This window comes from Aquimarina ulvae, from assembly GCF_053613295.3.
Map to the genome: position 1 here is coordinate 79,920 of NZ_JBSIBP030000004.1, position 16,118 is coordinate 96,037.

Sequence of the window (16,118 nt, forward strand, 5' to 3'; positions counted from 1 at the left end):
CTAAATAATGCGCAAAAATCTTCTAAAAGAAATAATTTACTATGGTGTTTTTACATTAATTATACTTGTGCTAGCCGAAATGATTTTATCATTTTCAAACATTTTCCCGAATGATTATTATACCAATACACCAAATGTTAGGCATAACTATAATGAAAACCCAAGTAAAATAGATGGTATCTCAGGAGCTTATGAGATAGCATACGATTCTCTAGGGTCTCGATCTGTTTCAGATTACTCAAAAGCAACTCACAAGATTGTTGCTATCGGTGGAAGTACAACAATTTGTTCAGTATTGACTCAAGAAAAAACTTGGACTGCTTTACTTGATAAAAAATTAGGAGATTCTTATTGGGTTGGTAATTTTGCAAGAAGCGGAAATAGCAGTAATCATCATATAGTTCAATTTCAACATATACTTGATAAACCTGAACTAAGAGATACTAAAATAGTATTGATGTTAGTCGGGGTAAATGATTGCCGGGGATACTTAATTTCTCCTGATAAATATATGCACATGCCAGATGTAGAAGTAAAAAAAAGTGCTTTTAAGCATATTCCAAATTCTGAATTACCTTTTTTAAGAAGGCTAACCTTATTTAAACTTATAAAACTTACAACACAGAGAATTCACTTTTATTCTCAACCTAGAAGACCTCTTGATTATTTAGAAACATATGAGAGTCGAATAGAGCCCATTACTAAACTTCCGGATTTAAGAGGAGGTTTAAATCATTATGAACATAATTTGAAAAAAATTATAAACGAAGCACAAAAACGAAAGATCTCTATAATTTTCATAACACAGCCAACACTTTGGCAAAAAAACTTATCAGATAAATACAAAACTTTACTTGCTGCAAGATCTCATTACAATAAAATGCCTTTGTATACAGGCGAAGCTTTAAATAAAATTATGACTATTTTCAATAAACGTTTAATGACCGTAGGTACTAAGTATAATATTCCAGTGATTGATTTACAATTACCAAAAAATCAAACTATCTTTTATGATGATATGCACTTTAATGAATCTGGTGCCGAAGTGGTAGCAGAAAAAGTCTATAGCTTTTTAAAGCTAAATAAACATCTATCAACTGGTGAATAATGCTGTATATGAATGAAAAATCAGGAAAAAATAAAAAAACTTTAAGAAAACTGAAAACAAACCTCAATAATATATGAAGACTCGATTATTTAAAAAAATGTTATTTTCTGGGATATTTCTTTTAATTCTACTAATCGTTTTAGAAGTAATACTCTCACTGTTTCAGCCTTTTCCAGATGGTTTTTATACAGGAACTCCAGAGTCTGGTTTTATTTGGGAAATAAACTCGGACGAGATTATAGGAATTCAAGGTAACTCTGAAGTAGCATTTGATCGGTTAGGAGCAAGATCAATTTCTGATTTTAGTAAAAAAGCCAATAAAATTGCTGTTTTTGGAGGAAGTACTACAGCATGTTTTGCCTTAAGTCAGCAACTTACATGGACGGCTTTACTAGAAAAAAAACTAGGGGATTCATACTGGGTTGGGAACTTTGGAAGACCTGGAACTAGTAGTAATCATCACGTTTTACAATTCAAACATATTCTTGCAAAACCAGAATTAGAAGACGTAAAAACTGCACTAATATTACAAGGTGGAAATGATTTTGTGGGATATTTAGTGTCACCTCAACGGTATGTAAACTCATCAGGGAGTCAGTTAAAAAAAATTGCTTTTCAACACTTACCAAAGAAAGAGTATTCTTTTCTACAAAAATTAGTTTTATACAAGTTAATAAAGAAAGCAAAACAAAGTATTTCTTTCTTTTTTTACCATAAAAAATCTTTAACCACAGTAGCTAATGAAATCAAACTTAAAAGACAACAATCTGAATTAATTGAGGATCTACCGATGTTAACTGACGGATTAGATCATTATGAAAGAAACACTCAGGAAATTATTAATTTAGCAAAAGAAAGAGGAATACAAGTAATTTTTATTACACAACCCACTATGTGGAAAAAAAATTTAGAACCTGAATATGAAAAATTACTTCTTACCAGTGGTTCTGCTAATAGTGACGATTTCTATAGTACTGCTGCATTAAGTACTGGGATGTCTGTATTTAATGAAAGATTAAAAACCGTTTGCGATAGGAACAATATTTCATATATTGATTTGGATTTACCAAAAACTACAGAATCCTTTTACGACGATTTACACTTTAATGAATCCGGCGCAGAACTGGTAGCAGACAAAGTCTTTCAGTTTATTTCTTATGAAAATGTATTAGTATTAGATTAAAAAAAGCTTTTATTTATTTTAATCTTCTTATAATTAAGCCAATTGTTGGCTTTTAAAGAACCTATCTACAATTTTCTTTTCAATAGGAGCATTAAAAAACCTATACTTACATCGTAATCTTGCCATTAATTGTAATGGCAGGTATATCAATTTTTGATTAGAGTATGCGAATTTTAGATAAAACTTAAACTTTTCGAAAAAATCATATTTCTCATCACTTACCCATGGACCTGTAGACCCTACAAAATCAAAATCTGACCATTCATAAACGGTTTCTGGTAGCTTATAGCCATTTTTAATTACATTATCAGTTATAGGAGTTCCTGGATAAGGTTTAAAGTAAAAAATAGGGGTTCTAAAGTTAGGGTGCATACTATTGAGCTTTAGTGCAACCTTAACCGTGGCCTCTATACTTTTATCAGATTCTTCTGGAAAACCGACTATAAAAGGGAACTGCACTGCAATACCTAATTCTTTGCAGCGCTCTGCACACATATAAACCTGTTCTATTTTTATATCTTTTTTGAGCCAATCCATCATTTCTTGAGAACCAGATTCTACTCCAATAAGCAGACGTCTTAATCCAGAATCAGCACAAATTCTAAAATCTTCAAGACTCATTCTGGAACCTTGGTCCGCTCGCATCGTTGCAGCCCAAGTAAATTTTAAATTTCTTTCAATTAATTTTTCTGCTATCTCAATAACCCTATCACGATATGTAAAATATGTTTCATCTTGAAGGTTTAGATCTGTAAACTTATACTTAGTATAAAGCTCTTCCAATTTATCTACCATTACATCGGGAGAAATAGCTGTCCATTTTCTTTTATAGACAAATGGATCTGCACAAAAACTACATCTAAAAAAACATCCAGTAGATGAAATATAATCTAATTGTCTTCTTCCTTTTTTCTCAAAGTACTTTTCTACATCAATCAAATCATAATTTATATTCGCAAATGCATCCATCTTAGAGATGGTTCGAGGTGGGTTTTTAACAATGTTTCCTTCTCCATCTCTGTAACAAATACCTTTTACACCAGAAACTTCCTTTTTATCAACTATAGTGTCGACCAGTTCTCTAAAGGTATCTTCTCCTTGGCCTTGAACCGTTATATCAATACCAATTTCATCTACCAAAGTTTGCTCAGGAAACAATGAAGTATGCCAACCTCCCCAAACTACGGGAATATCCTTTCGCATTTTTTTCACTTCTTGAGTAATCCTTAAGGCATCCTTTATCGGCCTCCCCGTAAGGGCAGTAACTCCAAAACAAACCGCATCTTCTATATGCAATTGTAATGTTTCAAGAGGTGTTTTATCAATCCTACCATCTACAATGATTACTTCATATTTATTGGGATCCAGAACTGATCCTATTGCTAGTAGAGCCAAAGGCATATCAAAAAAAACAGCGATAGGATTATATAAAAGAACTTTATATTTTTTCAAAATATTTTTTTATTAAATATAGTACATCCTATTTAAATATAGAATATCTCTTAATACGTTTTTTATGAAAAAAATATTGAATCGATGTTTTGCATACACCTAAACCATAGGTAACACTTCTACTAAAATTTATAGACGAGCTTTCACTAGAATATGTCGTAGGGCAAGTAATTTCTGCTATTTCAAAACCTTTGTTAAAAATTTGACATATCATTTGGTTATCAAAAATAAAATCATCAGAATTATGATCTAGCGCCAATGATGTTAAAACATCTTTAGAAAAAGCTCTAAAACCAGTGTGATATTCAGATAATTTTTGACCAATTACAATGTTTTGGAATAAAGTCAAAAATCGATTAGCAACATATTTATAAAGGGGCATACCACCAAGTAAAGCTCCTTTTCCTAATATCCTAGAACCCAAAACTACTGGGTATACATCATTAGCGATAAGATAGCACATCGAATGTATCAACTTAGGGGTATACTGATAATCCGGATGCAACATCACTACAATATCGGCACTTAATGATATTGCTCTTAAGTAACAACTTTTTTGATTTGCTCCATACCCCTTGTTTTCTTCGTGTTTAAGAATATGTTGAATTCCTAAGTCTTTTGCAACATTTATTGTTTGATCTGTACTATTATCATCAACTAAAATAACCTCATCAACAATATCAAAAGGTATTTCACTATATGTTTTCTGTAATGTTTCGGAAGCATTATAAGCCGGCAACACTACTATAATTTTTTTATTGTTAATCATATGCCAATCAGGGAACAATTATTCAGTAAAAAAGAATTATTTCTTTATCATGGTCAATTTAACAACTATATTTATATACGCAAAATAAAAAGACCATTGAAGTTACACGAATTCAGACCCTCCTTTTATAGAGAAATAACGCTTTTCGTAATTCCTATTATAATTGTTTGTATCCTTAGAATTATTGGCTTTGATGGTTTATATGGACAAGATTCATATGAATATCTGCGCTACACAAATGCGATTCAAGATTATATTACAAATAGTGAACACCCTGGCAATTTTTTCTGGCCAGTCCTATATCCAATGTTAGGTAGTTTGCTAGGTTTCACCTTCGGAAGTACTACCTTTGCTTTGCAATTTGTGAGCTTTATAAGTTTCTCTTTTACCAGTGTTTACATATCCAAAACGATTCGATTGTTATATCCTACGGTTGCATTTCGTTTTGTTTATGTGTTGATATTTGCAGTTTTTTGTCCGTTTCTGTTAAAAATGGGCTTGATTGTTATGTCAGATGCGCTATCCTTGGTTTTTGTAGTTCTATCATTTTATTTCTTCTTTAAATTAAAGTATAAGCAGACAAGCATTGCCCCTGTATTAATATTTGCAACTTGTGCTCTGATGACTCGTTACGCTTCTTTGTTTATTACATTCCCTATCATTTTATATACAATGTATTTAATGTTGAAACGAAGAAAGTTTAAACAATTTGTAATAGCAGGTTTGTTAAGTTTTACAATTACAGTTCCGTTTATTGTTCTCCAATGGGGTGCATTGTTCGAAGCTTCGTCCAATCCCTTTTTGCAAACTTGGTCATTTTCGAACTATTTAAAATCTTCTTTTACAACACAGGATGGCAGCAGTAGCTTTGCATTTCCTAATCTAGTCTATATCTTTTACCTATTTTTTCATCCAGGTTTTATTTTTATAGGAAGTATTTTAAGTATTATTACTATAAATAAGTACAAATTACTTTTTACATTTCATCAAAAGGTGCTTCTGATAAGTAGTATGCTATATGCATTGTTTTTGGCTGGGATTCCATTTCAAAACCCACGCATATTAGGATTGGTTTTTCCACTAATCTTACTATTCCTCTTTCCTGCTTTTGTAAAGTTGATGAATATATCATATGTAAAACGATTTTTGATTCCTATTATAATTATTTGTATAACATTACAGTTGATATTTTTTACGATGACATTCAGATTAATATTCGAGCGCAATATTATTGAAAAAGAACTGGCTATAATGATTCAGCCATATCAAGGTAAGACTTTATATAGTTTTGATGTAGACTTGGCAATGCAAGGTCGTGGTTTGGATTTTAACTATAAAAACTTGTACCTAGAACGTTACAGTAATTTTGATCAAAGTGATTTAATTTTGTTTGATCCTGTTCGTTATGAAGTGCAATGGGAAGATAAAACGCCAATGTTAAACTGGGAATTCGTTAAAAAAAATTACAACCTAAAAGTAATAGCAACTCATCCGAAAGGGTGGAAATTATATCAGATTCAGTAATATGCTTTGGATACGAATCAAATATCGATTAGGACTGTTATATAGAACAATTTTGTTCAAGCTTGGTTTTGATAAATTACTACTGAAAGATCGTTATGGCGAACGTATTTTACTTTTTCACGGAATTGATAATACCGGGGAAACTCGTTATAATAGTCGATTTATTTCTAAGGCTTTCTTTGAGCAATTTATCAAACATATTACCACACATTATAATGTCGTTTCGCTAAATGATTTCTACCAGAAGAAATTCAAAAAAGAAACACTAAACATTGCTATTACATTTGATGATGGTTATTTGAACAATTTAAAATATGCCGTTCCAATTCTAGAAAAATACAACGCCCCAGCGTGTTTTTATATCACTACTATTCATGAAAAAGCAACATATTTATGGACTGATTTTATTGATTTAATTTCATATTACACAGATAAAGAGGAAGTTATTTTTAGACATAACCATTATCTAAAAAATGATAAAAACGAATTTATTTGGAATGGAGTTTCCTTAAAAAATAGTGCTAAAACAGTATCATATGATGTTTTGAAATCCATGTATGAAGTTTTTAAAAATGACTGGAAATCATTACCTCCAGAAGATTTTGAAGATTATTGGAAGTTAATGAGCACTCATCAAATTAAAGAAGTTGCAGATAATCCTTTGTTTACCATTGGTGCTCATGGAGAAACACATGCTAGCTTGATTGACATTGCGCTAGAAGAAGCAAAACAAGAAATTTTAAACAGCAAAGAAAAGCTTGAAGCAATTTGTAAAAGACCAATTATTGAGTTTGCATTTCCGTTTGGTCATTACAATCAGGAGCTTGCGGATTACTGTGAAGAAATTGGCTTTAAACGCTTATTAATGGTTGATTATAACACAAAAATAGATGCTAAAAATGAAATGTGGAAAAATCGTTTTGTAATGAATCCTTATATTTCTATGAAGCAACAATTAGCGTGTTTATTAAAAGGTTCTTACTTTTAGAAATATGCTGTATAAAGAAATATATCGCCTTAAGCGTGTAGATAATGACGATTTCCCGGCAATTAAAGAGCTTTTTTGGAAGGTCTTTAGGAAGAAAGTCTCACTCCAGTATTTGCAAAACAAATATGACACGTCCTATCTGGGCATAAAATATATTTGTAGTATTGCGTATCACGGTGATACTCCAGTGGCTTTCTATGGTGCAATTCCTCAAAAATTTTCAAGTAATCATTCCGAGGTTTTTGTAGCACAAGGTATTGATTCATCAACTTTGCAATCTTTTCAAGGACAGGGATTACATTATCAGTTAGCCAAGTTTTCCTATGATATTATGAAACAAAAAGGAATTAAATTTGTTTATTCTTTTCTTAATGAGAACAGCTACTACAGTACTAAAAAATTGCTATGGAAGGAATATATACACTTACAAAGATTTCATATAAAAGTTCGCACGGTACCGATAGCTAGAGTTTTAAACAAATTAGCGTGTAATCACTTCTATTCTGTTTTCTTCAAAAAAAACATACTAAAAAAAGATATAAAATTGTTAAGAACCTATCATTCAGATAAATTTCAGCAAAATTTCGATCATAGTTTTATTGATTATAAAAACAGGTACCAAAGTCATTACTGCATTAAACTTGAAGGCTGTATATTTTGGTTAAAAATTCAAGCCATTATTCATGTTGGAAGATTCTATGCTCCATCAGAAATTGCATTGCAAAAAGCTATTAAAAAACTGAAACAAAAAGCATTTTTTCTTGGGGTTTCTGAATTATTGTTTCAGGTACACCCAGAATCTATAATGGCTTCACAGTTAAAAACTATTGTCACCCCTAAAGAATCGTGGCTGGTTGGCTATCTGGATTTTGATCCAGAAATCGACCTGAACGACTTTAAATTCACCTACTCTGATCTAGACACATTTTAAATATGAATATATCCCTTAGAAATCACAATTTTGAGATACATCCGGGTAATAATAAAGCATTTTGGGATTATATAAATACTGGTCACTGGGAACCAGATACATTTGTTATTTTTGATTACTTTATAGATAAAAACTCTGTCGTATTGGACATTGGGTCGTGGAGTGGTGTATTAACATTATATGCAGCAAAAATCGCCAAAAAAGTACACGCGCTTGATCCTGATCCAGTATGTTTTAGCGAATTGAATATGAATGTTGCCTTAAATCCAGTTATTTCTGGAAAAATTAAAACATACCAAACGGCCATTTCAGATAAAAAAGAAACACTGCGCTTGTCTGCCAGAGAAGCATACGGGCAATCATCCAGTAGTATTTTAACACGGAAACGAGACAATGAACATTCTTTTGAAATCAAAACAATTTCATTGTTTGATTTTTTAAAGGTAGAGCATATTCAACACATCGATTTTATTAAAATGGATGTGGAAGGTGCCGAATTTAAAATATTGCCAACCATTGGAAAAGCATTAGAGAAAATAAACTATCCAACGTTATACGTGTCTTTTCATTATAGCTTTTTAAACGAAAACTTTTATTACAGATATATGCCTTCTGTTTTTTTAAGCAAAGTACTTATCCGACTAGAAAAGACCTTTGGCTTTTTATTGTTTAAAAATCAAATTAGAAAGGAAATAGCGAATTTATATGATGATTTAAAAGCATATACATACATTTATAAAACCAACGGCACAGAGATTTCATTTAAGGAATTAAAGCATAATCCGGAATTGATTATGAATACAGATTTGCTGTTTACTAATACAAAATGGAAACCTAAAAAAGCATAACGAAACGTCTTGCGAAGGAATCTCGGAAACTAAATTAGTTATTATAAATAAATACCTATTGTCATCTCAAAAATGCACAATCTAATATTATGAGAAACAAAAATCAACATATTGTTTTTTTAACACCTGGTTTTGCAAAGTCTGAAGAAGATTCTACCAATATTCCTGCCTTACAAATATTTCTAAAGTCGTTAAGAAAAGCATTACCTCTAGCCAAACTAACATTACTTACCTTTCAGTTTCCTCACACAAAAAAAGAATATGATTGGTATGGCATTAAAATCATTCCGTTCAATGGACAGAGCAAAAAATTAAAGAAATTTTGGGTCTGGAAAAGCGTGTTAAGAACATTAAAAAAAATTCATCAAAAAGAGAGTATTGAAACGATTCACAGTTTTTGGATTGGCGAATGTTCAAGTATTGGTGAGCGATTTGCTAAAAAACATAAAATTAACCATGTTACTACCGTGATGGGACAAGATGCTACGGTTGCAAATTTTCATGCAAAATATTTGTTAAATTCAAATGTAAAAATAGTCACGCTTTCGCAGAATCATCAAGCGACATTATTAAAAACCTACAACTTAGAATCTACTATTATTCCATGGCATCTAGATGTTGATATGTTTTCAGAAATACAAGAAAGAACCATTGACATTTTAGGTGTTGGCTCATTAAATACCATTAAGAATTATTCAGATTTTATAGAAATCATTTCAACAATTTCTAAAACGCATAAAAACCTAAACGTTGGTATTATTGGTGATGGTGTTTTGCGAAATGAAATAAAACTAAAGATTCAACATTTAGGGCTTACAAATACAATTACATTACTAGGTAAGCTCCAAAGAAAAGAAGTTTTAAAGAAAATGGCGCAATCGAATATTCTATTACATACGAGTCATTACGAATCGTTTGGCTTTGTGTTCTTAGAGGCTTTGTATTCTGGAATGCAACTGGTTACGTATGATGTGGGACTGGCAAAAGCATCTCAACATTGGAATATTTGTGAAAATAAAGTGCAACTTATTGAAACTTTAAAAAAATTACTGGCAAAGCCAACAAAAACTAAAGACCGTATTCTGTTAGGGTCTGAAACAGCTACTATAAAAGCTTATCTGAATTTGTACTATGCGTAGATTGAGATTAATAGGAGTAAATACTATTCAGGGATTTGCTAATCCTGCATTTAATTTTTTAATCGTGGTTTTTGGTATTAAGACCTTTGGAAAAACAGATTGGGCAAGTTTGATTAATGTCATGTTATGGGTTTTCCTGCTAACATTTATTCTTGGTTGGGGAAACAGAGATCACTTATTACGAGAATATAGTAAAGAACCAGGGAAAATGTATCATACTTTCTTTAGTAATTTTTTATCTAGAAGCTTACTTTTACCTTTTTCATTGTTATTTTTTTTGTTTTTCCCGGTAACAATTGCTTTTTGGGCGGTGTTATTTGTTTTGCTCACATTTATATACTCTTCATTAAGTACTTTAGTCGTATATCATCAAAAATTTAGCGCGCAGCTGTTAGCAGAAATTTTAGCATTTGTAATTATTTTTGGAAGTATTTTTTACTTTGAAATTTTTAACCTAGAAAAATTTTTAAAAGTGTATGTTATTGCAACTACAACAAAGTTAATCGCATTGAGTATTCAAATGAATTTTTGGAAAGAGGCTTTTACTGCTAAAATTTCCTTTCAAGAGTTCAAAGCTGGTTTTCCATTCTTTCTTCTTGGACTCAGTGGATGGTTAATATCTAAAGTGGATATTTATATGGTAGATTTTTATTTAGAAAAATCACAATTAGCCGAGTATCAATTGTTGATTACTGCATTTCTAATGTTACAGGCTTTATCAGCTTACATTACTATTCCATTTACAAAACATGTCTATCGTCTATCAGACAAAGTCGTGCAGAAGGTGAAATATAAATTATATGCTTTAGCTCTGCCTCTAACCCTATTGGGAGGATTTACCATTTGGTTCATTATGGAATATTTTGTGAAACTGGGCTTTACTACAGCATATTATTTTGTGGGAGGATTTATTGCTTTACCTTGTTACTTCTATACTTTAAACATTATAGAACTCATTAAAAGTTATAAGGAGCAAACTATAATTTATATTAGTATATTTGGCTTTTTTGTAAATATAAGTTTAATTTTCTTTTTAATAGAAACCTATCAAATTATGGGGGTCTTATGTAGCGTATGCATCACACAATGGATCATTCTAATTACCTATAAGCTTAACAGAAGGTATTTTTGAGAATAGAAGTTAAAAGTGATGTCTTGGATATTGTATTGTCCTTTGCTTACCTACAAAAAACAAATTATTATTTCTTCTTTTGAAATAGATTGAGCATTTTACTTATAAAATCGTCATTGATTCCTAAAGTTCCCTTTAGCCAGGTATAAATTGCAATCATTTTTTTATCCATCCAAATATATACCGCTTTAAAACCGTCATCCGGACGTGCCCTATAATTTGTAGATCTTCGATTAAAGGACCCTTTTTTTTCCTCTGTGAAATAGTATAAGGCAATTGATTTTCTTGTGATGTCATCTGGACACTGCATCGGGTCAGGGAAGCCATGATAAGAGTCTTCTTCAGTGTTAAAAATAACCATTCTGTTAAAAACAGGTTCAATTTTAACAACACACTTAGACATATCTTTTTCCCAGAGTTCTAATGCGCCTCCATAGGAATGCTGCCAATCTTTATTTAAATATATTAATACATTAACACGACGTCTCCATGTTTTTTTATGAGGGTGCACGGTAAAGTCTGCATGAATATTTAAATATCCACCATTCTCACTTTGATGAATGCCGCCACCTTCAATAGTGGCATCCGGGATTAAGTTTTTAATTCCTGTTAGTTTTTCTAAATATGATACAAAATGGGTAGAATTTAATTCTTTTATTATTTTTTCTCTAATAAAAGTAGGAATTAAATCTAATTTGTTTAACCCATGTTTTTTCTCATTTACATGCACATAATGGATCCAGCCATCATCTTTAATTTTGGGAAAAACTAATAATGCTTTTTCTGCAGCATTTTTGTCTAAAAAATCATCATAAACGATATGAGGATATGGTTGAGCTCTCTGGTATTTTTGAGTGTCAATTTGTAGTAATGCATACCGTTTTTGATAATCCACAGTCATTTGGTGTATGGCGTCTTTAATTTTTATTGACATAAATGTAATAAAATAAGGAAAGTTATTTCCATGGTTCAAATTTCTTTGTGTAATTTTATTTGCAATATCGAAATAATATTCATGAAACTTTTACGATTGATTCTTACTAATGTATTTGTTCTCTCTATATTAATACTTATAATTTCTATTATTTCTTATTTTGTTGGTGTACATAAAATTAATAATTTTTTCAAACTAAAAGGAGAAAATCAAATTGCTTATTTACAATACGATTCGATAGCCATGTTTGTGCACCAACCAAACATACAAATATATGATAACTGGGGTACTCCTAATCAAAGATTAACTACTGAGCGAAGAACTAATAACTTAGGATTTAGAGAAGATTTAGACATTACAAAACAAAAACTGCATAATGAATATCGTATTTTAGTTACAGGAGATTCTCATACAGATGGTGTCCTAAAACACAACTGGCAATCTTTTATAAATATCTGGGAAAACAATTTAAATACGAAAGATAATACGCAATATTACAATTGCATCAATGGAGGAACGGGTTATTATACCTTCAGAAATTATTTAGGGTTTCTAAAAAAATACAAGTACTTAAAACCAGATGTTTATCTTATTAACATTTTCACTGGTAATGATTTCAGAGAGACTTTTCTATATGAGGATGATAGAACTAGTGTAAGTAATGTATGTAAAACGATCTATATACGATCTAAAAGAAAATTACATTCTAAAGAGCAGAAGAAAATCCCTCCAAATCAAGGTCTTGACCAAACACTATATTTCAAACATTTTTCGGATGATAAAGAAAGATCTCTGAATATTGCTAAAAAATATATTTCTGAAATCAAAGAAGTATGCAAACAAGAAAATATAGAATTAATAATTACCCTATTACCTTCTAAATTAGAAACAAACATACTATTTAAAAATGAGGTTCAATCTCTTTTTAATTTTGACGAAGAAACGATAAATATCAATAAAAAATTGACCCTCAGTTTAAGAGATTGGCTAGATAAGGAGCAAATAAAATACTATGATCTAAAAAAACCTCTAAAAAACGCTAATGAAAAAGTGTATTGGGATCAAGATTTGCATATCAATGTAAATGGTCATCGTATTATTGGTGACTATCTTACTAACAATGTCTTAATAAACAAAAAATGACTAATACCCTAACCTTATTCTTCTTCCAAACTCGCACAATAAGTAACGTACATCACTCCTTTTCCTGGCAACCATCTATTATACGTCAATTCCTTAAATATTGGGTTACCCGTATCTTGACTAAATACTAAACTATACACAGGTGTTACATCCTCCCACCAGCGCTGTTTAGTTTCTGAGAAATGATACCAGGTTACAAATTCTACACCTCCTTGAATTTTATCCACTGTAACTCCAGAATCAATCAATGCATTAATAGTATTCCAGCGAACTCGATTCCAAGACAAATAATCATGGGTAGCACATATAGAAAAAAGGCTCATTAGTCCTAGAAATCCAACAGCAAAATATTTAAATAACCGATTGGGTACAGTTTGATCATAAGCATGCAGGAAAATTATAATTATTGGAAATAGTGGTAATAAATAACGATCATAGAGGCCAACGATGAGAAATGGAATTAAATAAATCATCATAAAAACCAAAGAGAATAGTACTTCGGGATGAACTACTTTGTTTTTGATTTTGTTTTCTATAATTGACTTTAACCTAAAAAACAAGGATATACTAGATAAAACTCCTATACCAGTAACGATCCACCAGAAAAACATTGGTGCCGTTGGTGATGGGCTTAAAGTATAATCAGCTGAATAATCAGTTAAGGTTGTTGGGCCTACCCCAAAATCGATCCAAATATTATGCAAACTTGGAATTGTTTTACCAAATTTAATTAATAAACCAGTGATTAAAAAGGTATATAGCAACATCCAGATTTTATATCCTTTAATTTTATTATTTACGATATAGTAAATATGGATTGGACTTAACAAAAATCCTATGTAAGAAAGACTAATGAGTATATAACTAAATATTCCTAGAAACAATCTTACATCTACATGGATGGTTTTTCGTATAAGATCATTAAATTTTGAATTATATCGTTCTTGTAATAATCCTTGGGATTCCATTACATAGGAAAATAAAAAATAAAAACAAATTATTACTAATCCTGGCATTATTGCTTTAATCCAATTTCTAATACTTTTCTTTTTAACCGCCACCATAGTAATAAACCAAACTAATGGAAAAATTAATACCAACTGACGTATTAAGAATGCCCAACAACAAACAAAAATTGCCATAAATAATGGTTGCCATCTATCTGTTTGTATTGCCATTACAAAGAAGTAAAAAGCCCAAACAAGTAAACAATAGAATGGTACATCTGTCATAAACGAAAATGAAAGCGACAGAAAAATAGGATTCATCATACACAAAACAGTTGCAAATAATGACATCCATCGAGACATCTTGACAAGTTTACAAAGCTCATATATCCCTAATATCGTTGCGAATCCCATTATTAAAGTAGACCATCTCAAAACTGTGAATGAAAAACCAAAAATTTTTGTAAAGAAATACCCCCAATACACGTGTCCAACTAAGGTCATTTCTCCCCAATTATAAAGTTTAAGATATCCCTCTTCTAAAAGAGTTTTAACAGACTTCGCATAACACCAATCATCGTTTAAAGGAAAATCTCCAATAGGATTAATAATAAGAATCAGTAACATCCATAATACCAAAAGCATGATCTGGTCCTTATACTTCCCAATATCCAATAATCTCATATTTTACTGGTAATATTTATAATATGACTTAATTTTTTCTTTGGCGAAAGCGTTCCCTGCTTTACTCCAATGTCCATCGCAGGATAAGAATAGTATTTCGCACGCTTCTAATGATAAATTATCTGTTTCTGGAAGTAAGTCCAAATATTCAACATTAATACTATCACAAAAAGTTTTCAAATCTTTGCCAAGTGGATTTTGATCATGCTCTCTATAAGCCACAATTTCCTTATAAATTGGAATTGTAAATACCATTATCGGTTTCTCACCAGCAGTGTGCTTTATTTGTTCTATCGCATATTTCATTCTATTCAATTGCTTTTTGGAATAGTTAAAATATGAAGGCACTTCGTGTTCTGATAATATTTTATCCTCAGGTATCACAGCAATTCTATGTCTTGCTTTCACATATGCATACATACTATACGAGTGTGTAAAATTCTTAAGAAGTTTTCTACTGTTTTTTTGTTTTTTTGGAAGTACACTGGATTTATGAAGACTGTCTAGGTAATACACCATATCATAATTAGGATATTTTCCCTTAAAAAAAGGCCTATATCTATTGCCTCCAACACGAAGATTTATTTCATAATCATCGTCAATAAAATCATTGGAGGGCAAAATACCAATTAAAATAGCATCGTGAGTATATTTACTTGCTAAAGTCTTGTAGAGCATATAATATTGCGTTGGCCCAAAATTTCCAGCTATTCCATAATTAAGATGAGGAATTTTTGTTTCTGCTTCTAACATATCCGAAACACGTTCCTCTTGTTCAACCCCTACTCCTTCCATAAAAGAATCTCCTATTACAAGTACTCTTTCATCTTTTGATATAATCGTTCGTTCTTTATCTCTAAAACCATGTGAATTGGTCTTATACAGGATATCAAAGCAGGTTTTTTTTTGTCGATACGAATGGTTGGGCAAATGAGCTGTACCAAAATCTTTATTATTATCAAACCAAAAACTTTGAGTGTTTTCAAACGAATAGGTGGGTAACTCTATTTTTATATTAGCAACACGGATATAAATCGCCAAAGAAACTTCTAATAACAGAAAAGTACCTCCACCAATAAATAGTAGCCTTTTGATATTTTTAAAAATTATTTTTTTTGTCAAGCCTTAATTTTTTAATAATTTCATATAAATATTATGCAGTAAAATTAATTTACCTAGTACCTAAACAAATATAATATTTACACTACCACATGAATCATAATAACTAAAATTTAATGTTTTATGCAAATATCTATTTAATGTCATAAATCTAATAACTATATTTAAACGTTCAATAAAATCAACCATAGGTAGAATATTATTTAGAAAACATATG

14 protein-coding genes are annotated in these 16,118 nt (G+C 30.8%); 9 read left to right on the forward strand and 5 right to left on the reverse strand.

All coding sequences use genetic code 11. The features are described from left to right. Positions 1-7 precede the first annotated feature (7 nt). Positions 8-1,108, forward strand: coding sequence for an SGNH/GDSL hydrolase family protein (locus ACWGOQ_RS10145; RefSeq protein WP_452058312.1), 1,101 nt, complete (start codon positions 8-10; stop codon positions 1,106-1,108). Positions 1,109-1,181: 73 nt separating this feature from the next. Next, positions 1,182-2,291: an SGNH/GDSL hydrolase family protein gene (locus ACWGOQ_RS10150; RefSeq protein WP_452058311.1), complete on the forward strand. Its 1,110-nt coding sequence runs from the start codon at positions 1,182-1,184 to the stop codon at positions 2,289-2,291. A 33-nt stretch (positions 2,292-2,324) separates the two neighbouring features. On the opposite strand, the gene ACWGOQ_RS10155 is transcribed toward ACWGOQ_RS10150, so the two are convergent. Both ACWGOQ_RS10155 and ACWGOQ_RS10160 read right to left on the reverse strand, forming a co-directional pair. Further along, a complete protein-coding gene (locus tag ACWGOQ_RS10155; protein WP_452058310.1) occupies positions 2,325-3,743 on the reverse strand; it encodes a B12-binding domain-containing radical SAM protein in 1,419 nt (472 codons plus the stop codon). A gap of 28 nt (positions 3,744-3,771) precedes the next feature. Next, positions 3,772-4,512: a glycosyltransferase family 2 protein gene (locus tag ACWGOQ_RS10160; RefSeq protein ID WP_452058309.1), complete on the reverse strand. Its 741-nt coding sequence runs from the start codon at positions 4,510-4,512 to the stop codon at positions 3,772-3,774. A 96-nt stretch (positions 4,513-4,608) separates the two neighbouring features. Between ACWGOQ_RS10160 and ACWGOQ_RS10165 the strand changes: the two genes are divergently transcribed. The 6 genes from ACWGOQ_RS10165 (at position 4,609) to ACWGOQ_RS10190 (ending at position 11,074) form a co-directional block, all read left to right on the forward strand. Continuing rightward, positions 4,609-6,036 carry an ArnT family glycosyltransferase gene (locus ACWGOQ_RS10165; protein WP_452058308.1) on the forward strand — a complete coding sequence of 476 codons (1,428 nt, stop codon included), beginning with the start codon at positions 4,609-4,611 and terminating at the stop codon, positions 6,034-6,036. Position 6,037: 1 nt separating this feature from the next. Then, complete coding sequence (locus ACWGOQ_RS10170; protein ID WP_452058307.1) at positions 6,038-7,024, forward strand: polysaccharide deacetylase family protein; 987 nt, start codon at positions 6,038-6,040, stop codon at positions 7,022-7,024. Between the two features lie 4 nt (positions 7,025-7,028). Further along, positions 7,029-7,955 (forward strand): GNAT family N-acetyltransferase, encoded by a 927-nt coding sequence (locus tag ACWGOQ_RS10175; RefSeq protein WP_452058306.1) that lies wholly within the window; start codon positions 7,029-7,031, stop codon positions 7,953-7,955. 2 nt (positions 7,956-7,957) lie between these two features. Continuing rightward, complete coding sequence (locus ACWGOQ_RS10180; protein ID WP_452058305.1) at positions 7,958-8,803, forward strand: FkbM family methyltransferase; 846 nt, start codon at positions 7,958-7,960, stop codon at positions 8,801-8,803. An 89-nt stretch (positions 8,804-8,892) separates the two neighbouring features. Continuing rightward, a complete protein-coding gene (locus ACWGOQ_RS10185) occupies positions 8,893-9,942 on the forward strand; it encodes a glycosyltransferase family 4 protein (RefSeq protein ID WP_452058304.1) in 1,050 nt (349 codons plus the stop codon). Further along, positions 9,935-11,074, forward strand: a complete 1,140-nt coding sequence (locus ACWGOQ_RS10190) for a lipopolysaccharide biosynthesis protein (RefSeq protein WP_452058303.1) — start codon at positions 9,935-9,937, stop codon at positions 11,072-11,074. The genes ACWGOQ_RS10185 and ACWGOQ_RS10190 overlap by 8 nt, the downstream gene beginning before the upstream one ends. A gap of 67 nt (positions 11,075-11,141) precedes the next feature. On the opposite strand, the gene ACWGOQ_RS10195 is transcribed toward ACWGOQ_RS10190, so the two are convergent. Beyond that, positions 11,142-12,008, reverse strand: a complete 867-nt coding sequence (locus tag ACWGOQ_RS10195; RefSeq protein ID WP_452058302.1) for a 2OG-Fe(II) oxygenase — start codon at positions 12,006-12,008, stop codon at positions 11,142-11,144. An 81-nt stretch (positions 12,009-12,089) separates the two neighbouring features. On the opposite strand from ACWGOQ_RS10195, the gene ACWGOQ_RS10200 reads away from it, so the two are divergent. Then, positions 12,090-13,151 carry an SGNH/GDSL hydrolase family protein gene (locus ACWGOQ_RS10200; RefSeq protein ID WP_452058301.1) on the forward strand — a complete coding sequence of 354 codons (1,062 nt, stop codon included), beginning with the start codon at positions 12,090-12,092 and terminating at the stop codon, positions 13,149-13,151. A gap of 14 nt (positions 13,152-13,165) precedes the next feature. On the opposite strand, the gene ACWGOQ_RS10205 is transcribed toward ACWGOQ_RS10200, so the two are convergent. Both ACWGOQ_RS10205 and ACWGOQ_RS10210 read right to left on the reverse strand, forming a co-directional pair. Next, a complete protein-coding gene (locus ACWGOQ_RS10205; protein ID WP_452058300.1) occupies positions 13,166-14,782 on the reverse strand; it encodes a glycosyltransferase family 39 protein in 1,617 nt (538 codons plus the stop codon). A 3-nt stretch (positions 14,783-14,785) separates the two neighbouring features. Beyond that, on the reverse strand, positions 14,786-15,904 hold the full coding sequence (locus ACWGOQ_RS10210; RefSeq protein WP_452058299.1) for an SGNH/GDSL hydrolase family protein: 1,119 nt from the start codon (positions 15,902-15,904) through the stop codon (positions 14,786-14,788). Between the last annotated feature and the right edge of the window lie 214 nt (positions 15,905-16,118).